The organism is Halomarina pelagica (assembly GCF_024228315.1).
In the GTDB taxonomy this organism is placed as follows: domain Archaea; phylum Halobacteriota; class Halobacteria; order Halobacteriales; family Haloarculaceae; genus Halomarina; species Halomarina pelagica.
In genome coordinates this window covers 432,528-450,906 of the sequence record NZ_CP100454.1, presented here as the reverse complement: position 1 = coordinate 450,906, position 18,379 = coordinate 432,528, and the positions used below count along the sequence as shown (strand labels likewise).

Here is an 18,379-nt window from a genome sequence, read left to right as displayed (position 1 = left end):
CCGAGACGGACCACTCGTCCATCCGAACGACCGAGTACTACCCCCACCGACCGCGCTGCCGGTGCGGGTTCTGGGATCGAATGTTCCGCAGTTCGACCGCGTGACGCGTACCGATGCGTGAACTCTCCTCGAAGGGCCAATGAGGACTTACCCGTTCGCCCCCAATTCGGGATATGGTGTCGATCGGAGAGTTCCATCTGCCGCTGGACGACTTCCCGCTCGGGGAGGCGATTGCGGCCGAACCGGACGTCCGCGTCGACTTCGAACAGGTCGTGCCGACGGACGATGGACCGATCCCCTTCTTCTGGGCGTGGGACAGCGGTAATTTCGACGAATTCGCCGCCGTCGTCCGCCGCAGTCCCGCGATTCGATCGCTGACCGAGACCGCGCGCGTCGCGTCGGGCCGGCTCTACCGGGCGACCTGGAACCCGGCCTCCCGCGGGATCGTCTACGCGCTGTCGAAGGCGGACGCGACCCTTCTGAGCGCCAGCGGGACCGTGGACGGCTGGCAGTTCGTCATTCGCTTCCCCGATCGATCTCGGGTCCGGGAGCTAGTCGAGTTCTGTACCGATCGGGGGCTGGCCCTCGACCTGGATCGCGTGTATACGCAGCGCGACCGGCTCGAGCGAACGCAGTACGGTCTCACGGACCGACAGCGCCGGACGCTCCGCACCGCCTACGATCAGGGTTACTACGACGAACCGAGGGGCGTCACGCAGACCGAACTCGCCCGGCAGTTCGACGTCTCGCAGCGGGCGATCTCTCGCCGACTCAGACGCGGTGCCGGTCGTCTCATCGGCTCGACCATCACCGCGACAGACGAGGCGGAGGCTCTCTCGACGGCGAGCGCCGAGGGGAAGTGAAGTGGCGCTACGCGGCCGTACGAACCCTCACCGGGGGCCCCCGATCAGAGCCGACGCCCGGTCCCGAGGACGGCCGTACAGCCCACGAGGTCGTCCCCGAGGCGGGCGGCGAGTTCGTCGGCCGGGAGGAAGCCCGCGAGCCCCGTCTCGACGTTCCGGGCGACGAACCCCGCGGGGTTCTCGTCGGTGTCGAGCAGCGGGGGCGCGAGCAGGCTGTCGTCGAACGCGGCGAGGTCGCTCGCACCCTCGTAGTACTGCACGTCGAACAGTTCGCCGGTGGCGGGCGAGGCGACGGCCGCGGTGGCCGCGCCGTCGAAGCGCTCCTCGACGAAGCGACTCCGGACGAACGCGCCCTCGGCGAGCACGCTCCCCCGCGGGTGGCTCTCGTAGACGGTCGCGGTGACGCCGTCGAGGCGGTCGTGCGAGCGCCGCCCCTCGTCGCGGCGCTCGCGCAACCGGTCGAACCGCCACGGGCGCAGGAGTTCGACGCCGTTGCCGGTCGTCTGAACGACCTCCCCCCGATCGAGGGCGAACCCCTCGTCGGTGTAGAACCCGCACCCCTCGAAGACGGCGTACTCCCCGCCGCCGTCGAACCGGTAGAGCGTCCCGTCGGTGAGCGTCGTGGTCAGCATCACCGGCGTCTACGCCGGCGGACGGATAGACGTTCGGGTCGACTCCTCGCGGTCACGCCGAGGGACGCACCCGGATGGCGACGGCCAGTTCGTCGTCGGCGCAGTACGACGCGACCGACGCCGGGAGGTGCTCCCCCTCGGCGACGTGATACGAGTCGATGTCGTAGGGCGTCCCGGCGAGCGCCTCCCGGAGCGCCACGCGCTGTGCCGGCGGGAGCGTCCGCTCGCCCCCCGGTCGTTCGTAGACTACGATGTGGGCGTAGCCGATCGTCGACACCACGCGACGAACGCCGTTCAACTCCGCTAGCCGCAGGGCCGTCCGGTCCGTCCCCTCCCGTGCGCTGGACGACATACCGGGTGAGGGGTGCCATAGCATAACAATGTTTCGATCCGCAACCGGTCCATACGCCGAAACGCTCGAGGAGGACGCGTGAGGCGGCGGTTTCGCCGCTCGCGCTCCGGTGTCCGCGCCCGCTCCCCGGCGTTCCGTCCATTGTCGCTCCGAGACCGGTTCGTCCGACGGTTCAATACGTGAGGACGGTCTGTACGGCCGTCTCCGGTTCGTCGTCGAGCAGTCGGTACGCCTCGTCAGCCCGTTCGACGGGGAGGCGGTGGGTGATGAACCGCTCCGGTCGGAGGGCGTCGAGTCGGTCCCACGCCACGTCGAGTCGGCGTTCCTTGTCCCACCGCCCGGCGTGTTCGGGGTCGACGCGGCTTACCTGACTCGACCGGAGGCGGACGTGGCTCCGGTGGAAGCGTCCGTCGAGCGTGAGTTCGACGGGCTTCGTGCCGTACCACGATCCGATGACGACGCGTCCGGCGTAGCCCGTCGCGTCGATCGCCGCGCCGAGCGCGTCGGGGTTGCCCGAGAGTTCGTAGGTTAGGTCGGCACCGTCGCACTCCCCATCGGCGAGTGCCCCGCGAACGGAGACGCCGGTATCGGGGTCGATCGCCCGCGTCGCTCCCACGGACCGGGAGAGGTCGCGCCGCCGGGCGGACGGTTCGACCGTGACGAGTTCGGCGAGGGGGAACGCGGCCAGCAGGCCGGCGGTCAGGAGGCCGACGACCCCCTGTCCGAAGACGCAGACCCGTTCGCCCACCATCGGCCGGCCGTCCATCACGAAGTTGACGGCGGCCTCGGCGTTCGCGAGGAAGACGGCGCGCTCGGTGCCGACGCCGTCGGGAACGCGAACCACCGACTCCGGCGTCGTGAGGAAGTGACTCTCGTGGGGGTTGAACGCGAAGACGCGCTCGCCCTCCCATCCGTCGACCGCGTCGCCCGTCTCGACGACGCGCCCGACGGCGGCGTAGCCGTACCGGAACGGGTACTCGAACGTCCCCGACAGCGCTTCGATCGTGTCGTCGGCGGCGATCGCACGCTCGATCTCGCCGCGATAGACGAGCAACTCGGTCCCCGTACTTATCGCCGTGAGATCGCTCTCCACGAGGAGTTCGTCCGGACCGGGCGTCGGTCGGTCGCGCTCGCGCACCGCGACCTCCGTCGGTCCGGTGAAGTACAGCGACCGGCTCATCCTCGGGGGGGACTGCGCGCGCGTTCGACGGCCACCCCCCGTCCCCTCGATGTCCTCCCCTGTCCGGCGTACATGTCGATCAGTGACGACGGCCGCCGGCATATACTTCCGCTCGTCTCTCGTCCGAAGAAAGTCCGCTCAGACGGGGTCCTCGCCGTCGGGGTAGAAGTTCCAGTAGCCCGCCTCGCGCATCGCCCGACCCGTCGCCTCGTGGAAGTCCCGGATCGTCTCGAACTCCGCTTCGTCCAGGTGCTCGAAGATGTCGGCGACGCTTACGACCTCCCGATAGTTGACGCGGATGGGGTCACCGGCGTGTTCCTCGAGGAAGTCGCTGGCGCGCAGCGGGAAGTCCTCCTCTTCGTCCACCTTCTTCGCGAGGATCGCCTGCCCGTACTTGCGCATCCCCTCGCTCCCCTCGTCGGAGTCCGGGTCGTAGGGCCAGTCTGTGTCCGCCATGGTCGACCGTCGCGCAGGCGACGCAAAAACGTTCTCGTTCTCGCGCTCGACGGTCAGTAGACCACGTACAGGAGGAGGTAGACGACGACGCCGAGCGCGAACGAGACGAGCCACAGGGTCGCCGCGATCCGCCCGACGCGGGGGTGGTTCGTCGCGGGCAGTTCGCGCCACGGTCGCGTCGCCGCCAGCAGGAGCACGTAGTAGAGCAGCGGGATACAGACGATCGCGAGCGTGACGTGCACCGCGAGCACCGGGAGGTAGAGGTAGGTGTGGATCGCGTCGGGCCCGGGGAAGTCGGTCGGTCCCTCGATGCTCACCCGGTAGAGGTACAGCGCGAGGAAGAGCGCGAACAGCGCGAAGCTCGCGAGCATCGCCACCCGGTGGCGCTCGACGCGACCGGCGCGGATCCAGCGCCATCCGGCGAGGATGGTCCCGATGGCGGCGACGCTGATGACCGCGTTGACGTGGGGGATGAGGTCGAGGACGGCTCGGGAACGCGGGAGCGACTCCGTGGGGAGGTAGCCGAGGACGGCCCCGAACACCAGCGCGAGCGAGACGATCGTCAGCACGCCCGTCAGCGCCGGGACGTGCTCTCTGGCCTGGAGCTGCACGGGTGGAGGTGAGTGCGACTCGGCCATCACTGTTCCGCCTTCTCGGGGCGACGTCACTCGACGCTCTCTCCGGGAGCGGATCGTCCCGTCGGGCGGATCGTCCCGTCGTCCTCCAACGGGAGCGTCCGCTCGCCGAGCAGTTCCGAAGGAATTTGCGTGGGTGCTGTCTGCGAGCACCCGCACGTGTACGGTGGGTGTGCCACCGGGCAGTGCGTGGGACCGGATTTGAACCACGGAAGCACCCGAAGCGCTTCCTGATTCAAACCGGCCGTTCGCACGGTGAGCGTGGTTCGCTCAACAGTGCGTGGGACCGGATTTGAACCGGCGGACCTCTACAGGACAGCGCCCTCAACGCTGCGCCGTTGGCCTGGCTTGGCTACCCACGCACGCTGTGTCGTGCGCGTCTTCTCGTAATCAGCCGTCTAATAAAAGCGCTTCCGTTTGCCGCTTCGGGTGAGACACGTCAGCAAGCGGGTGTTTCAATACGGACTACCCGCTACTGGGGCCATGGCGAAATACTCGACCGGCGGCGTCAGCTCCGGCGAGAGCGACGCGTGCGAACTCTGCGGTGCCGAGGGCGCGTCGCTCGAATCGGCGAACGTGGCCGGCGCGGTCCTCCAGGTCTGTCCCGACTGTCGCCGCCACGGGCGCGACGATCGCTCGTCCGGCGGCGGCCGGAATCGCGACTCCGACACCCGTCGTTCCGGGGAGCGGGACCGAAAGCGACGCGCCGTCCGCAACGCCGCCCGGATGGCCGACGCGCGCAAGGGCGACTCCACCCGCTGGGAGCAGGGCACCGACTACGAGGACGATCCCCTCCCCTACCTGGTCCGGGGATACGGCGACAGGCTCGCGGAGGCGCGCGAGGAGGCGGGGCTGACCGCCGCCGAACTCGCCGGCGAACTCGGCGTCCGGGAGGCCGACGTCCTCGCCGTCGAGCAGGGCCGAGCCACGAGCGCGGGGATCGGCGGTTCGCTCGTCGCCGCGCTCGAGGAGCGCCTGAACGTCCAGCTCGCCCAGGAGTGACCGGCGTCCCGTCCGGCGGTTCGTGGGCTTCGTGGGCTTCGTGGGCTTCGTGGGCTTCGTGGGCTTCGAGGGGTTTTTCAGCCAGCGCGACTGCCGAGAGGGTGATGAGTTCACGCGCCGCACGCGACCCCTACACGACCCGTTTCGAAGCGACCGTCGAGTCACGCGAGGGCCGCGAGATCGTCCTCGACCGGTCCTACTTCTACGCCGAGGGCGGCGGTCAGCCCGCCGACCGGGGAACGATCGCGGGGATCCCGGTCGACGACGTTCAGGAGCGCGACGGGCGGGTGGTCCACGTGCTCGCCGGCGACGTCGACGCGGACGCCGACGGGATCGAGGCCGGCGCGACCGTCGAGTGCGCCGTCGACGGGGCGTTCAGGACCTACTGCATGCGCGCGCACACCGCCAGCCACGCGCTCTACGGCGCGGGGCGGCGGCTCCTCGACGACCTCGGCTACGGCGGCTTCGGCATCACCGAGGAGAAGGTCCGGGTGGACTTCTCGACGCCCACGGCCATCGACGACGCGACGCTGGTCGAACTGGAGCGGCTCGTCAACGAGGTCGTCTGGGACTCCCGGTCGGTGACCTGGGAGGAGTACCCCCGCGAGGAGGCCCTCTCGCGCGACGAGGTCGCGTTCAACACGAAGACGGAGGAGGGGATCGAGGGCGACGCCGTCCGCGTGGTCACGATCGACGGGGCGGACGGGCCGTGGGACGCCGCGGCCTGCGGCGGCACCCACGTCTCGAACACGCGGGAGATCGGTCCCGTGACGGTCCTCGGCCGGTCTAACCCCGGTGAGGGCCTCACCCGGGTGGAGTTCGCCGTCGGGAGCGTCGGGATCGAGCGCCGCGTCGCGGAGAAGCGCGCCGCTCTCGACGCGGCGCGAGCGGCGGAGACGAACGTCGGCGACCTGCCGAACGCCGTCGCTCGACTGCGCGAGGAGCGCGAGGACCTCCGGTCGGAACTGGCAGCCCTCCGCAAACGGCTCGTCGACGCCCGGATCGCGGAGTTGCGCGAGGAGACGATCGAGCGCGACGGGCGGACCTGGCTCGTCGGAGAGGTCGAGGGGCTGGACGCGAACGGCCTCGCGGACCGCGCGCAGGCGCTCGCGGGCGACGGCGCGGACGTGGTGGCGCTGGTCGACGGCTCGTCGCTCGCGGTCGCCACGACGGGCGACCCGGCGGCCGGCGCGGTGGTGGACGGGGTGACCGACGAGTTCGGCGGCGGCGGGGGTGGCAGCCCCACGGTCGCGCAGGGCGGCGGACTGAACGCCGACGGCGAGGAGGTCGTGTCGTTCCTGCGCGGGGAGTAGTCACTCGGATCGGCCGCGGTGTCGACGAGCGATCGGTCCTCGTGCGACCAGCGACGCGTCCCGGCGAACAGGCGACGCCGCGGTGGGGCTCGCGGAGTCTGGTATCGAGCACCCGCGAGTGGGGCCGACGGCCGAACGAGCGGACGCGCCGAACCCTCGAAGGAGCGGAGCGACTGAGGGGGTGAGGCGCGGTTTTGATCCAGCTTTTGCCAGGGAGAGAGCGCGCCGTAGGTGCGCGAACGACCGCAGTAAAAGGTGGGCGTGCAGGCGACGCCGCGGTGGGGCTCGCGGGGCGTGGCGTCGCGCAACCGCGAGCGCCCCGCGACGGAAGTTACGTCACACGGACGCTGGTCCCGTTCTCCGGTATAAAGCTACGGACCGGACGACTGATCCGAGTGATTCGACCGCCACCGCCGACGCCAGCGCGCCAGCCGTGAGCGAGGCGCGAAGCGCCGAGCGAGCGGACCGAGGAGCGACCGTAGGGAGCGACGAGGGTTTTAGTCCAGGTTTTGCCAGCGAGTGAGCGCGCCGCAGGCGCGCGAACGAGCGCAGCAAAACGTGGTGGTTACCGAGCCGCGCGACTTTTGCCCCCGGCCTCGAACTGTCGGGTATGACACTCACGGCCGAGCAGGAGGCCATCCGAGAGGTCGTCCGCGAGTTCGCGGTCGAGGAGATACAGCCGATCGCGGCGGCGTGCGACCGGGAGGAGCGCTTCCCCGAGGAGGTGTGGGACGGGCTCGCGGAACTCGACCTGACGGGGTTGACCGTCCCCGAGGAGTACGGCGGCTTCGACGCCGACGCGCTCACCTACGCGATCGTCAACGAGGAGGTCGCCTACGGGACGCTCGCCGTGGCGACGGCGCTCTCGGTCCACTGCCTCGCGACCTCCTGCATCGCGGAGTTCGGCGACGAGCAGCAGCGCGAGCGCTGGCTCCCCGAGATGGTCTCCGGCCGGCCGGTCGGCGCGTTCTGCCTCTCGGAACCCGGTGCCGGCTCGAACCCGGCGGAGATGACCACCACCGCGGAGCGGGAGGGCGACGAGTACGTGATCGACGGGGACAAGCAGTGGATCACGAACGGCGAGCGCGCGGGCGTGTACGTCGTCTTCGCCAAGACCGCCCCCGACGAGATAACGCAGTTCGTCGTCCCGGGCGACGCCGACGGTCTGACGGTCGGGCCGAGGGAGGACAAACTGGGCCTGCGGGCGAGCGACACGACGAGCGTCTCCTTCGACGGCGTACGGATCCCCGAGTCCTGCCGGCTCACGCCGGAGGGACGGGGCCTGTCCGCGGCGCTCTCGATCCTCACCGGCGGGCGCATCGGCATCGCCGCCCAGTCGGTCGGCCTCGCGCAGGACGCGCTCGACCGCTCGATCGCCTACGCGACGGAGCGCGAGCAGTTCGGGGAGCCGATCGCCGAGATCCAGTCGGTCCAGCACACGCTCGCGGACATGCACGCGACGGTCGAGTCGGGCCGACAGCTCACGCGCGAGGCGGCGCGAAAGAAGGACGCGGGGAGTGCCGACTTCGCGCGGGCGGCGAGCGTCGCGAAGTACGTCGCCAGCGAGGGGGCGATGGACGTGACGAACGAGGCGATCCAGATCCACGGCGGCTACGGCTACACGACGGACTTCGGCGTCGAGCGGCTCTACCGCGACGCGAAGATCACCACGATCTACGAGGGGACCTCGCAGATCCAGAAGACGGTCATCGCGCGCGGGCTCCTCGACTGAGCGCGACCTCGATCGCGGGCCGACGGCGTCGGCCGCGTAACCTTTCTCCTCCCGTGTCCTACTCGGTCGCGTGACCGGATACCGTACGGACGAGGGGAGCTACGAGGCGATCGTCTTCGACCTCGACGGGACGCTCGTCGATCTGGCCGTCGACTGGGAGGTGGTCAGGCGCGACGTCGCGACGGTTCTCGGCGACCGGGGCGTGACCGTCGACGGGCACGACCTCTGGGCGATGCTCGAGCTCGCGGACGAGACGGGACACCGCGCGCCCGTCGAGGCGGCCATCGGCGAGCACGAGCGCCGGGGCGCACACGACTCTGACCGCCTCACCGCCGCGGACGACCTGCCGCTGTCCGTCCCCGTCGGCGTCTGCTCGCTCAACTGCGAGGCGGCCTGTCGTATCGCGCTCGATACACACGGCCTGGCCGAACACGTGGACGCCCTGGTCGGCCGGGACAGCGTCGCGACGGAGAAACCCCACCCCGAACCCCTCCTGACCGTCGTGACGGCGCTTTCGGCGCGCCCGGAGCGGACGCTCTTCGTCGGCGATTCCGAGCGGGACGAACTCACCGCGCGGCGGGCGGCGACCGACTTCCGCTACGTCTGACGTCGACCGTGGTTACGCCGCGCGTAGAGGTAGACGCCCGCGGCGGTGCACACCCAGACGAGCGCGCCGACGCGGACGGCGAACTCGGCGCGCTGGCCCCACGTCTCGAGCGGCGGTCCGAACAGCGAGAGGGCGGCCACCACGGGCGCGCCGACGACGATGGTGGCCACGAACGTCGTCTGCATCACCCACCCGTAGTCGATGCCCTCGGGATCCGTCCGTTCGACGTGCGGCGACACGTCCGGGTCTCGGGAGCGGGGCGGTATGATCCCTTCGTTCGCGGGCCGGACGAGCGACACCGAACACGTTTTCTCCGCGCGAGCAGGCGTTCCACCCATGACCACCGTCACCGACGTTCGCGCGAAGGCGGGCGTCGAACCGATCACGATGCTCACCGCCTACGACGCGCCGGGCGCGTCGCTCGTCGACGGGGCCGGCGTGGACATGGTTCTCGTCGGCGACAGCATGGGGAACGCCGTCCTCGGCCACGACTCGACGCTCCCGGTCACCGTCGAGGAGACGCTGAGCCACACGGCGGCCGTCGCCCGAGGGGTCGAGGACGCGCTCGTCGTCGCGGATATGCCGTTCCTCTCGTTCGGCGTAGAGGAGTCAGAGAGCGTCCGAAACGCCGGACGGATGCTCAAGGAGGCGCACGCCGACGCCGTGAAACTGGAGTCGGGGCCGCACACCGTCGAGTTGACCGAACGGCTCGTCCAGCTCGGGATCCCGGTGATGGCCCACCTCGGACTCACCCCCCAGCGCGTGAACGAACTCGGCGGGTACGCGAGGCAGGGGACGAGCGAGGCGGACGCCCGCGAGATCGTCGACCTCGCGCGCGCACACGAGGAGGCGGGTGCGTTCTCGCTCGTGCTCGAGCACGTCCCGGCCAACCTCGCGGCGCACGTCACCGACGAACTCGACATTCCCACCATCGGCATCGGTGCTGGCCCGGACTGCGACGGGCAGGTGCTCGTCTTCCACGACGTGGTGGGTCTCTCCGACTGGACGCCGCCGTTCGCGAAACCGTTCGGCGACGCCCGCGCCGAGATGGCGCGCGCGCTCGGCGACTACGTCGAGGCGGTCGAATCGGGCGCGTTCCCCGGCGACGAGCACAGCCACGTCGAGGAGGACCTCGAGCACCTGTACTGAACGGCCCCCTCGAACCCGATACGGTCGAAACTCCGAGAGGTGACCGTGCTCGCGAGAGAGGTCAGCGACGGCGCGAGCGAACGATCGCGCCGAGTCGTCTCAGGAGATGCGAATCTCCGGCGAGCAGCAGGTGCAAGCGTAGCCTATAATTGTCGGCATCGAGTACGTCAGGGCGAGGGGCAGTCCGGTCGTATCGATTCGTCGATCGAAGTGAAGTGAGAGTGGCCGAGAGCGACCGCTCTCGGCCGGCGGAGCGGAGACTACGTATACATGGCTACGGACGAACGACAATCATCGACGGGTATCGGAATCGAGGCATCGGTGCGGCGTTTCTTCGAGAAGTACGGGCTCGGGTTCGTGATGGTCGCGAGCTACTTCGGCTCGGGGTCGGTGTTCATCGCGAGTTCCGCCGGGGTGCGGTACGGCTACGCGCTCCTGTGGGCGGCCGTCGGGGCGGTGCTGTTCGGCTTCATGGCGCAGGACATGAGCGCGCGACTCGGCATCTTCGGCGAGTCGCTGATGGTCTTCACCCGGCGTAAGCTCGGACGCGCCGGCGCGACGGCCGTCGCGCTCCTGCTGTCGGTCGGCTGCGTCGCGTGGTGTCTGGAACTGACCGCCGCCGTCGGGAAGGGCGTCGCCGTCCTCTCGGGGGGAGCGGTCGGCTGGCAACCGATCGCCCTGCTCACCGGGCTCGCGGCCATCGTCACGGGGGTCCAGAGCTACGACCGCATCGAGCGGGTCATGACGGTGACGATGTTCGGCCTGCTGGCCGCCTACCTCGCCGTCGCCGGGGCGAGCGCGCCCGCCCCCGCCGCGGTGGTCGCCGGCCTCGTCCCCTCGATCCCGGCCCCGGGGGCGCTCACACTCGTGGCGGCCATCATCGGGACGACGGCCCTCTGGCCGAACTTCTTTCTCGAGTCGATCCTCGTCGAGGAGAAGGGCTGGACCGACGCCGCAGCGATCCCGACGATGCGCCGGGACCTCGGTCTCGGCTACCTCGTCGGGGGGTTGACGACCGTGGCGATCATCGTCTCCACGGCGGCGGTGCTGCGCCCGATGGGCATCACCAGCCTGGAGACGTTCATCACGCCCGGTCGGGCGCTCGCGCAGGTGCTCGGCGGCTGGGCGCTCGTGCTGTTCCTCGTCGGCGCGCTGGCCGCGGCGTTCAACAGCATCGTCCCGATCATGTGGACGCCGGCGTACATGATCCCGCAGGCGCTCGGCCACGACGTCACGCCGGACGACCGGCGGTTCAAGCTCCTCTACGTCGCCCTCGTCGCCGTCGGGAGCCTCTCGCCGCTCGTCCACGCCGTCTTCGGCCTCAGCGTCGTCGAGATGATCATCCTCTTTCCGGCGTACAACGGCGTCGTCGGCCTGCCGATCACCGCCCTGCTCCTGTTCTGGGCGGTCAACGACGACGAGACGATGGGCGAGCACGACAACGGGCTCGCGCTGAACGCCGTCAACGTGTCGCTCGTCCTGCTCGCGATATTCCTCGCCGCCTCCTCCGCGGGCGACGTCTTCGGCGCGATCCTCTCGGGGAACTTCTGAGTGCCCGCCGTGATCGCGCTCGACTCGATTCCCGTGATCGAACTCGGTTCGACTCCCGTGATCGAGATCGATCCGGCCACCGCGCTCGCGCTCGCCGCCGTCGCCCTGATCGGCGGCGTCGGCATCACCGCCATCGGTCCGGGAGGCATCCTCGTCACCGCCGCGCTCTTCGCGCTCACGACCGCGACGCCGGCCACCGTCGCCGGGACCGCGAGCGCGACGTTCGTCGCCACCGGCCTGCTCGGCGCGGTCGCCTACCTTCGCTCCGGAGAACTGTCGGCGCGAGCGGGGCGGCGCGACGCGCTGCTGCTCAGCGTCGCGGGCGTCGTCGGCGCGCTCGTCGGCGTGTGGCTGAACGCGCGGCTCCCGACGGCGGCGTTCGGGTTCCTCCTCGGCGCGGTGGTGTCCCTGTCGGGAGCGCTCGTCTGGTGGCGCACCCGTCGCGAGGGCGACGGGGGCGATCCGGCGTCCCACGGCACCGTCACCGCCATCGGGTTCGGCGTGGGCGTCGTCAGCGGCCTGCTCGGCGTGGGCGGACCCGTGCTCGCGGTCCCGCTGCTCGTCGCGGCCGGGACGCCGATGCTCGCCGCCGTCGCCGTGGCGCAGGTACAGTCCGTCTTCATCGCGAGCGGCGCGACGGCCGGCTACCTCGCCCAGGGGTCGGTGTCGCCGACGCTGGCGCTCCTCGTGGGGCTCCCCGAACTCGTCGGCGCGCTCCTCGGGTGGCGACTGGCGCACGCCGTGGACGTGGTCAGGCTGAAGCGCGCTCTCGCCGCCGTGCTGGTCGCGCTCGGGCCGTACCTCGCGGTCGTCTAGGCGGGGCGCAGCGGCGCATCTTCGCGCTCGTCGGCCGTCCAGCGTCGGCACTCAGGCGCGCTCGACGCGCCCGTCGAGGAACTCCGCGAGCGCCGCGTTCCACGCCGCGCTCGCCTCGACCATCGAGAGGTGGGCCGCGTCGGGGACGACGCTGAGATCGCAGTCGGGGAGCCGCTCGGCGAGGTACTCGTGGAACGCGACGGGCGTGAGGCGGTCGTGCTCGCCGGTCACGGCGAGGCAGGGGGCGTCCAGGTCGCCGAGTCGGCCGCGCACGTCGAATGCGTCGCAGGTGAGGAAGTCCCGTTCGGTGACCGCCCGTCCCGTCTCGCGCATGGCGGCTTCGGACGCCGCGCGCGCCTCGGCGTCGGCGTCGTGGAACAGCATGTCCTCGCCGTGGAGCGTCTCGATCGCGCCCTCGAAGTCGGTGGCGAGCGCGTCCTTCAGGGGGTCGACGACGCCGAGCTTCGCGCCCGTTCCGCACAGGACGAGCGCCGCGAGATCGAGGTCGTCGCTGCGGTCGAGCGCGACCCGCTGGACGACCGCGCCGCCGAGGGAGTTCCCCACGAGCACGTCCGCGCCGACCTCGCGGGCGACCGCCACCGCGTCGTCGGCGTACGCGTCGAGCGTCTCGGGACCGGGCGGGGTCGTCACGTCCTCGCTCTCGCCGTGCCCGCTCAGATCGAGCGCGACCGCCGGGCCGGGATGCTCGCGCCAGCCGTACTGGCGGACCCACACCCCGCGGTTCCCGCCGCTCCCGTGGACGTACAGGACCGTCGGTCCGCCGCCGCCGAAGTCCGTCCGGCGGTAGGCCGTCCGCCGCCCGTCGTGCGTCACTACCTCTGGTTCCATGACCACTCTCCGCCCAGACGCGACATAAACGCCCGCACTGCGCGAAACGTCCACACCACGTGGCTAACACCACGTGACTTCCGCCCGATGTCTCCGTCCCGGCGTCCCACGGTCGCGCCCCTTCGTGGACCGACGAGTGCGACCAATGAGTGCGACCGACGAGAAGTGTGAACCGCAACTACAGTGAATTCCCCGTACCCGGTGCCGTCTATCGATATTCCGGCGCAAGTTTTAAATATAGAAATGACTAACTAAGGGTTAGTAATGAGCAATCACCAACGGTTCGCAGAGGGCGAGGATCCGATTCGCCGGTACGACTACGAGGACGCGGTGGTGTTCGCTGCGGACCTCGGACACGTCGGTGACGCGGACGTCGACGTGGTCGACGGGACCGCGATCGTCGTCGTCGGCGACCAGCAGTACGAGTTCGACGTCCCCGCGGGCGACGCGCAAGCGTTTATCAAAAACGGCGTCGTCACTATCGAGGTGAGACCATGAAGCTCACCGTCAAGCCACTGAAACAGAAGGACGCGGGGCGGGGACTGGCGGCCATCGACCGCCGAGCGATGGCCGACCTCGACCTCGAGAACGGCGACTACATCCTCATCAGCAACGGCGAGGGACGCGCCGTCGCCCGCGTCTGGCCGGGCTACCCCGAGGACGAAGGGAAGGGCGTCATCCGCATCGACGGGCGACTCCGACAGGAGGCGGGCGTCGGCATCGACGACCGCGTCGAGGTGGAGAAGGCGGAGGTCAAACCCGCCACGGCCGTCACCGTGGCGCTCCCGCAGAACCTCCGCATCCGGGGGAACATCGGCGGTCACATCCGCGACAAGCTGAGCGGTCAGGCCATCACGAAGGGCCAGACCGTCCCGTTCTCGCTCGGGTTCGGTCCCCTCTCGTCGATGTCCGGCCAGCGCATTCCGCTGAAGATCGCGCAGACGAAGCCGACGGGCACCGTCGTCGTCACCGACTCGACGGAGGTGCAGGTGAGCGAGAAGCCCGCAGAGCAGATCGTCTCCCAGCCGAGCGCGGAGAGCGGCGGCACGCCGAGCGTCAACTACGAGGACATCGGCGGCCTGGACGACGAACTCGAACAGGTCCGCGAGATGATCGAACTCCCCATGCGCCACCCCGAGCTGTTCCGCCAGCTCGGCATCGAGCCGCCGAAGGGCGTCCTCCTCCACGGTCCGCCCGGCACCGGCAAGACGCTGATGGCGAAGGCCGTCGCCAACGAGATCGACGCCTACTTCACCGACATCTCCGGCCCGGAGATCATGTCGAAGTACTACGGGGAGAGCGAGGAGCAGCTCCGCGAGGTGTTCGAGGAGGCCGAGGAGAACGCGCCCGCGATCGTCTTCATCGACGAACTCGACTCGATCGCCCCGAAGCGCGGCGAGACGAGCGGCGACGTGGAGCGCCGCGTCGTCGCCCAGCTGCTCTCGCTGATGGACGGCCTCGAGGAGCGCGGGCAGGTCACCGTCATCGGCGCGACCAACCGCGTCGACGCGCTCGACCCGGCGCTCCGCCGCGGCGGGCGCTTCGACCGCGAGATCGAGATCGGCGTCCCGGACAAGGGCGGCCGCAAGGAGATCCTGCAGGTCCACACCCGCGGGATGCCGCTCGCGGACGACATCGACCTCGACGTCTACGCCGAGAACACCCACGGGTTCGTCGGAGCGGACCTCGAATCGCTGGCCAAGGAGGCCGCGATGAACGCGCTCCGCCGCATCCGGCCCGAACTCGACCTCGAGAGCGACGAGATCGACGCCGAGGTGCTCGAGTCGCTCCGCGTCACCGAGAACGACTTCCGCGAGGCGCTGAAGGGCATCACGCCCTCCGCGCTGCGGGAGGTGTTCGTCGAGGTGCCGGACGTCACCTGGAACGACGTCGGCGGGCTCGAGGGCACCAAGGAGCGCCTCCGCGAGACCATCCAGTGGCCGCTCGACTACCCCGAGGTGTTCGAGGCCATGGACATGGAGGCCGCGAAGGGCGTGCTGCTGTACGGTCCGCCGGGGACCGGCAAGACCCTCCTCGCCAAGGCGGTCGCCAACGAGTCCCAGAGCAACTTCATCTCCATCAAGGGACCGGAGCTGCTCAACAAGTACGTCGGCGAGTCGGAGAAGGGCGTCCGCGACGTCTTCGAGAAGGCCCGGTCGAACGCCCCGACCGTGGTGTTCTTCGACGAGATCGACTCCATCGCGGGCCAGCGCGGTCGCAACATGAGCGACTCGGGCGTCGGCGAGCGCGTCGTCTCGCAACTCCTGACCGAACTCGACGGGCTGGAGGAACTGGAGGACGTGGTCGTCGTCGCCGCGACCAACCGCCCCGACCTCATCGACACGGCGCTCATGCGCCCGGGTCGGCTCGACCGGCACGTCCACGTGCCCGTCCCCGACGAGGAGGCCCGGCGGGCCATCTTCGAGGTCCACACCCGCAGGAAGCCGCTCGCGGACGACGTAGACCTCGACCGCCTCGCCCGGCGGACGGAGGGCTACGTCGGCGCGGACATCGAGGCCGTCTGCCGCGAGGCGGCCATGATCGCCTCCCGGGACTTCATCAAGAACGTCGACCCCGAGGACATCGGCGGCTCCGTCGGCAACGTCCGCATCACGATGGACCACTTCGAGCAGGCGCTCGACGAGGTCAACGCAAGCGTCACCGAGGAGGTCCGGGAACGCTACGAGGAGATCGAGGAGAACTTCTCGAGCGGCGAGACCGCCGCCGACCAGGAACAGGTCTCCCGAACGTTCCAATAGCAGTACCTTTTTCGTCGTCGGGTGTCCTCGCGGACGCCGAAGGCGTCCGCTGCGGGCACCGCTCCTCGAAAAAGCTACGCTAAAAAGGCCGACGGCTCGGCACGCCTCGCCGTCGGCGAACCGCGCTCACTTCGTTCGCGCGGACGCTCGATTGCCACCTTCTCGAAGGCTCGTCCGCCCCCAGTACGACGCGGGACGACACCGTTCGCCGACGTTCGGCGATCGAGCCCTCGATTTTATATGCGATCACGGGACCAGCGACGGGCGTGCGTTGACGAATCGCCGCCGACGGTCCCGCGGGAGCGCGACACAGCCGTCGGCGAGGGGTACGTGTCGCCTGTCAGCCCAACTCAGTCCAGCTTCTCGGCCGCGTCGCGCTGGAGGAGCGGCCGGGCGTTCGGCGTCGGGAGCGTCACCACGTCCTCGGTGCGGAGGTCGTAGGCGCGCTCGTCCACGCCGAGGATCTCGCCGACGTCGGCGGTGATGCGGACGGTCGTCCGCTCCGTCGGGGGGGAGGTATCGTCGGGAGAGCCATCGGTGGCCGTCTCGTCGGCCGCCGAGGACGCCTCGGGGGGCGTCGGGTCCTCGCCCCCCTGTTCGACCGGAGAGCGGGCGCTTTCCTCGGGAGGATCGTCCGGGGGGAGGGGCGACTCGGCGTCGTCGCTCGGCACCGCGTCGGGCGACCGACTCTCGGCTCCGGAACCCATCACGTCGGCCGCGCTCACCCCCAACGACCGGCCGGTACCGTCTTCGGGACCGGCACCGTCCTCGCCGTGAGGTTCGTCCCGCGGTGCATCCCCTTCGGGTGGCGGTGACGGTGACGCCGACTCCTGGATCCGCGCCGCGTCGTCGGCCGCGCCGTCGGCCGGCTGCCCGTCGCCGAGGACGTCGTCGAGCACCCGCACCCGGTTCTCCTCGATGGCACCGACGAGCCGCCCGAACACGTCCTGCTCCTCGCGCGTGAGGCCAGAGGCGTCCGCGGCCATCCCCGCCGCTTCGAGGCTGGCCTGCTTGACCAGCTTCCCGATGCGCCGCTCGTAGATGGCCTCGACGGTGCGCTCGGCGGTCTTGATGTCGTCGGTGAGCCGCCGCACTTCCGGCGCGTCGAAGGGGTCGTCGGCGCGCTCGGCGGCGCGCTCGCGCTCCTCGCGCAGTTGACGGATGAACCGACCGGCCTCCTCGTAGAACGACTCCCGGAGCTGTTGGAGGCTGTCGGTCTGCCGCTCTCGGCTCTGTGCCGACTGGAGTTCGTCGAGGTTCATTCTGCCGCCTTCTCCGCGTCGCCGCGCGCCATCAGGAACACGCCGACGCACTCTCGAACCGTATTGTTTCCGTCCGTAATATTATGCGTTTCCCCGTTCAGCCGAACCGTCCGCGATCCGTCGGCGTCGATCCGGATCTCGTGATCGCGGAACGTCTCCGGGACGGCGTCGACGAGCGGGTCGAAGTCCCGCAGTTCGTCGCGAGCGATGCGCGTGACGGCGAGGCCGCTCCCGCCGTGGAGGCTCCCCGGCAGGCGGATGAGCCGGTTGATGTCCGTCGTCACCGGCTCGTCGATGGGCGCGTTCTCGGCCTCGATGGCCCGCTCCGCGAGCAGGTCCGCGAGGGTCCGGGTGTACTGCCCGGCCGCCTCGAGGTTGCCCGCCGCGATCTCGTCGTAGTTGTCCGTCATCGCCGCGTAGAGCGTCGCCGCTCCCTTCTCGCCGATACCGTCGAACTCCCGGAGGCGGGCGACGCCCTCCTCCTCGTCGAGCGCGCGGACCTCGTCGGCGAGCGCGACGATTCGGGCGTGAACGCGTCGCCCCCATCCGCCGTCGGCGCGGAGGATCCGCTTCTCGACGGGGTTCTTCAGGCCGAGGCCGGAGACGGTCTCGACGCGCGTGAGGTCGTCCACGTGGTCGATGCCGAGGCCGCGGACGTAGTCGACGATCTCGCGGCGCTGCTCGCGGCCGAGACGGCGAACGTTCTCGTCGCGGACGTGAACGTGGTACCCGCGCCCGCCGGAGAAGACGACGGTGAGGTCCTCGAAGCCGAAGTCGTCCTCGAGAAACGAGAGGAGCCTGAACAGCGCCTCCTTGCAGGTCGCGAGCATGTCCGCGTAGGCGTCGCCGTCGGGATCCACGCCGGGGAGGTGGTCCGCGTCGAGGTCGAAGACGAGATCCGACTCCTGCCACCCCTTCTCGTCCATCGAGCGCGCGCCGGGGTCGGCGTAGCGCCCCGCGGAGAAGTAGACGTGGCGGGGGCGCTCGCGCGAGAGGAACGTCCCGAGGTCGCCGAGATCGAGGTGCGAGTTGTGCCGGACCATCGTCGTCCCCGACCCCGACGTGAAGGGGATGTACCCCCACTCGCGCTCCTCGAACGCGGGGGGCGGCGTCAGCTCCGTCCGTCGGTAGTGGTCGCCGAACCGCCCCCGGAGGTACTCGCGCGTCCGATCGTTCATGCGTCACGGTAAATCAGGTCGCGGGGACAAGAAGGCGTCGGGT

The 18,379-nt window shown here is 70.1% G+C and carries 19 protein-coding genes and 1 tRNA gene; 10 read left to right on the top strand and 10 right to left on the bottom strand.

Going from position 1 to position 18,379, the window contains the following annotated elements:
• Positions 1–173: 173 nt before the first annotated feature.
• Complete coding sequence (locus NKI68_RS02360) at positions 174–863, top strand: helix-turn-helix domain-containing protein (protein WP_254545090.1); 690 nt, start codon at positions 174–176, stop codon at positions 861–863.
• Positions 864–907: 44 nt separating this feature from the next.
• On the opposite strand, the gene NKI68_RS02355 is transcribed toward NKI68_RS02360, so the two are convergent.
• From NKI68_RS02355 to NKI68_RS02330, 6 genes are all read right to left on the bottom strand, one after another.
• Positions 908–1,495, bottom strand: coding sequence for a hypothetical protein (locus NKI68_RS02355; RefSeq protein WP_254545089.1), 588 nt, complete (start codon positions 1,493–1,495; stop codon positions 908–910).
• Positions 1,496–1,547: 52 nt separating this feature from the next.
• On the bottom strand, positions 1,548–1,847 hold the full coding sequence (locus NKI68_RS02350; protein WP_254545088.1) for a hypothetical protein: 300 nt from the start codon (positions 1,845–1,847) through the stop codon (positions 1,548–1,550).
• Positions 1,848–2,019: 172 nt separating this feature from the next.
• Positions 2,020–3,027, bottom strand: coding sequence for a zinc-binding dehydrogenase (locus NKI68_RS02345; protein ID WP_254545086.1), 1,008 nt, complete (start codon positions 3,025–3,027; stop codon positions 2,020–2,022).
• Between the two features lie 138 nt (positions 3,028–3,165).
• The gene (locus NKI68_RS02340) at positions 3,166–3,483 is read right to left on the bottom strand and encodes a DUF5785 family protein (RefSeq protein WP_254545084.1); all 318 of its coding nucleotides are present in this window, start codon (positions 3,481–3,483) and stop codon (positions 3,166–3,168) included.
• 53 nt (positions 3,484–3,536) lie between these two features.
• Positions 3,537–4,094 carry a DUF420 domain-containing protein gene (locus NKI68_RS02335; protein ID WP_254545082.1) on the bottom strand — a complete coding sequence of 186 codons (558 nt, stop codon included), beginning with the start codon at positions 4,092–4,094 and terminating at the stop codon, positions 3,537–3,539.
• A 301-nt stretch (positions 4,095–4,395) separates the two neighbouring features.
• Positions 4,396–4,480: transfer RNA gene (locus NKI68_RS02330), tRNA-Leu, on the bottom strand.
• A 121-nt stretch (positions 4,481–4,601) separates the two neighbouring features.
• Between NKI68_RS02330 and NKI68_RS02325 the strand changes: the two genes are divergently transcribed.
• From NKI68_RS02325 to NKI68_RS02310, 4 genes are all read left to right on the top strand, one after another.
• Complete coding sequence (locus tag NKI68_RS02325) at positions 4,602–5,120, top strand: helix-turn-helix domain-containing protein (protein ID WP_254545080.1); 519 nt, start codon at positions 4,602–4,604, stop codon at positions 5,118–5,120.
• 104 nt (positions 5,121–5,224) lie between these two features.
• The gene (locus NKI68_RS02320; RefSeq protein WP_254545078.1) at positions 5,225–6,433 is read left to right on the top strand and encodes an alanyl-tRNA editing protein; all 1,209 of its coding nucleotides are present in this window, start codon (positions 5,225–5,227) and stop codon (positions 6,431–6,433) included.
• Between the two features lie 610 nt (positions 6,434–7,043).
• Positions 7,044–8,165: an acyl-CoA dehydrogenase family protein gene (locus NKI68_RS02315; RefSeq protein WP_254545076.1), complete on the top strand. Its 1,122-nt coding sequence runs from the start codon at positions 7,044–7,046 to the stop codon at positions 8,163–8,165.
• A 70-nt stretch (positions 8,166–8,235) separates the two neighbouring features.
• Positions 8,236–8,772 (top strand): HAD family hydrolase, encoded by a 537-nt coding sequence (locus NKI68_RS02310; RefSeq protein WP_254545075.1) that lies wholly within the window; start codon positions 8,236–8,238, stop codon positions 8,770–8,772.
• Here the strand turns inward: NKI68_RS02310 and NKI68_RS02305 are convergent.
• On the bottom strand, positions 8,763–8,957 hold the full coding sequence (locus NKI68_RS02305; RefSeq protein WP_438267808.1) for a DUF5822 domain-containing protein: 195 nt from the start codon (positions 8,955–8,957) through the stop codon (positions 8,763–8,765). The genes NKI68_RS02310 and NKI68_RS02305 overlap by 10 nt on opposite strands.
• 151 nt (positions 8,958–9,108) lie before the next feature.
• Here NKI68_RS02305 and panB point away from each other — a divergent pair, with 151 nt between their 5' ends.
• From panB to NKI68_RS02290, 3 genes are all read left to right on the top strand, one after another.
• Positions 9,109–9,921, top strand: a complete 813-nt coding sequence (gene panB, locus NKI68_RS02300; protein WP_254545072.1) for a 3-methyl-2-oxobutanoate hydroxymethyltransferase — start codon at positions 9,109–9,111, stop codon at positions 9,919–9,921.
• Between the two features lie 270 nt (positions 9,922–10,191).
• Positions 10,192–11,472 carry an NRAMP family divalent metal transporter gene (locus tag NKI68_RS02295; protein ID WP_254545071.1) on the top strand — a complete coding sequence of 427 codons (1,281 nt, stop codon included), beginning with the start codon at positions 10,192–10,194 and terminating at the stop codon, positions 11,470–11,472.
• The gene (locus NKI68_RS02290) at positions 11,473–12,288 is read left to right on the top strand and encodes a sulfite exporter TauE/SafE family protein (protein WP_254545069.1); all 816 of its coding nucleotides are present in this window, start codon (positions 11,473–11,475) and stop codon (positions 12,286–12,288) included.
• Between the two features lie 51 nt (positions 12,289–12,339).
• On the opposite strand, the gene NKI68_RS02285 is transcribed toward NKI68_RS02290, so the two are convergent.
• Positions 12,340–13,137 carry an alpha/beta fold hydrolase gene (locus tag NKI68_RS02285; protein WP_254545068.1) on the bottom strand — a complete coding sequence of 266 codons (798 nt, stop codon included), beginning with the start codon at positions 13,135–13,137 and terminating at the stop codon, positions 12,340–12,342.
• Positions 13,138–13,401: 264 nt separating this feature from the next.
• Here NKI68_RS02285 and NKI68_RS02280 point away from each other — a divergent pair, with 264 nt between their 5' ends.
• Both NKI68_RS02280 and NKI68_RS02275 read left to right on the top strand, forming a co-directional pair.
• Entirely contained in the window at positions 13,402–13,635 is a 234-nt protein-coding gene (locus NKI68_RS02280) for a DUF7127 family protein (protein ID WP_254545067.1), read from the top strand.
• On the top strand, positions 13,632–15,896 hold the full coding sequence (locus tag NKI68_RS02275; protein WP_254545066.1) for a CDC48 family AAA ATPase: 2,265 nt from the start codon (positions 13,632–13,634) through the stop codon (positions 15,894–15,896). The genes NKI68_RS02280 and NKI68_RS02275 overlap by 4 nt, the downstream gene beginning before the upstream one ends.
• A 350-nt stretch (positions 15,897–16,246) precedes the next feature.
• On the opposite strand, the gene NKI68_RS02270 is transcribed toward NKI68_RS02275, so the two are convergent.
• Entirely contained in the window at positions 16,247–17,158 is a 912-nt protein-coding gene (locus NKI68_RS02270; protein WP_254545064.1) for a DNA replication complex subunit Gins51, read from the bottom strand.
• Positions 17,155–18,336, bottom strand: coding sequence for a DNA primase small subunit PriS (gene priS / locus NKI68_RS02265; protein WP_254545063.1), 1,182 nt, complete (start codon positions 18,334–18,336; stop codon positions 17,155–17,157). The genes NKI68_RS02270 and priS overlap by 4 nt, the downstream gene beginning before the upstream one ends.
• Positions 18,337–18,379: the final 43 nt, after the last annotated feature.

Bases quoted from the DNA above. Each gene is read 5' to 3' on its own strand.
- NKI68_RS02360 (WP_254545090.1), top strand. From the start codon at position 174: ATGGTGTCGATCGGAGAGTTCCATCTGCCGCTGGACGACTTCCCGCTC.
- NKI68_RS02355 (WP_254545089.1), bottom strand. From the start codon at position 1,495: ATGCTGACCACGACGCTCACCGACGGGACGCTCTACCGGTTCGACGGC.
- NKI68_RS02350 (WP_254545088.1), bottom strand. From the start codon at position 1,847: ATGTCGTCCAGCGCACGGGAGGGGACGGACCGGACGGCCCTGCGGCTA.
- NKI68_RS02345 (WP_254545086.1), bottom strand. From the start codon at position 3,027: ATGAGCCGGTCGCTGTACTTCACCGGACCGACGGAGGTCGCGGTGCGC.
- NKI68_RS02340 (WP_254545084.1), bottom strand. From the start codon at position 3,483: ATGGCGGACACAGACTGGCCCTACGACCCGGACTCCGACGAGGGGAGC.
- NKI68_RS02325 (WP_254545080.1), top strand. From the start codon at position 4,602: ATGGCGAAATACTCGACCGGCGGCGTCAGCTCCGGCGAGAGCGACGCG.
- NKI68_RS02320 (WP_254545078.1), top strand. From the start codon at position 5,225: ATGAGTTCACGCGCCGCACGCGACCCCTACACGACCCGTTTCGAAGCG.
- NKI68_RS02315 (WP_254545076.1), top strand. From the start codon at position 7,044: ATGACACTCACGGCCGAGCAGGAGGCCATCCGAGAGGTCGTCCGCGAG.
- NKI68_RS02305 (WP_438267808.1), bottom strand. From the start codon at position 8,957: ATGCAGACGACGTTCGTGGCCACCATCGTCGTCGGCGCGCCCGTGGTG.
- panB (WP_254545072.1), top strand. From the start codon at position 9,109: ATGACCACCGTCACCGACGTTCGCGCGAAGGCGGGCGTCGAACCGATC.
- NKI68_RS02295 (WP_254545071.1), top strand. From the start codon at position 10,192: ATGGCTACGGACGAACGACAATCATCGACGGGTATCGGAATCGAGGCA.
- NKI68_RS02285 (WP_254545068.1), bottom strand. From the start codon at position 13,137: ATGGAACCAGAGGTAGTGACGCACGACGGGCGGCGGACGGCCTACCGC.
- NKI68_RS02280 (WP_254545067.1), top strand. From the start codon at position 13,402: ATGAGCAATCACCAACGGTTCGCAGAGGGCGAGGATCCGATTCGCCGG.
- NKI68_RS02275 (WP_254545066.1), top strand. From the start codon at position 13,632: ATGAAGCTCACCGTCAAGCCACTGAAACAGAAGGACGCGGGGCGGGGA.
- NKI68_RS02270 (WP_254545064.1), bottom strand. From the start codon at position 17,158: ATGAACCTCGACGAACTCCAGTCGGCACAGAGCCGAGAGCGGCAGACC.
- priS (WP_254545063.1), bottom strand. From the start codon at position 18,336: ATGAACGATCGGACGCGCGAGTACCTCCGGGGGCGGTTCGGCGACCAC.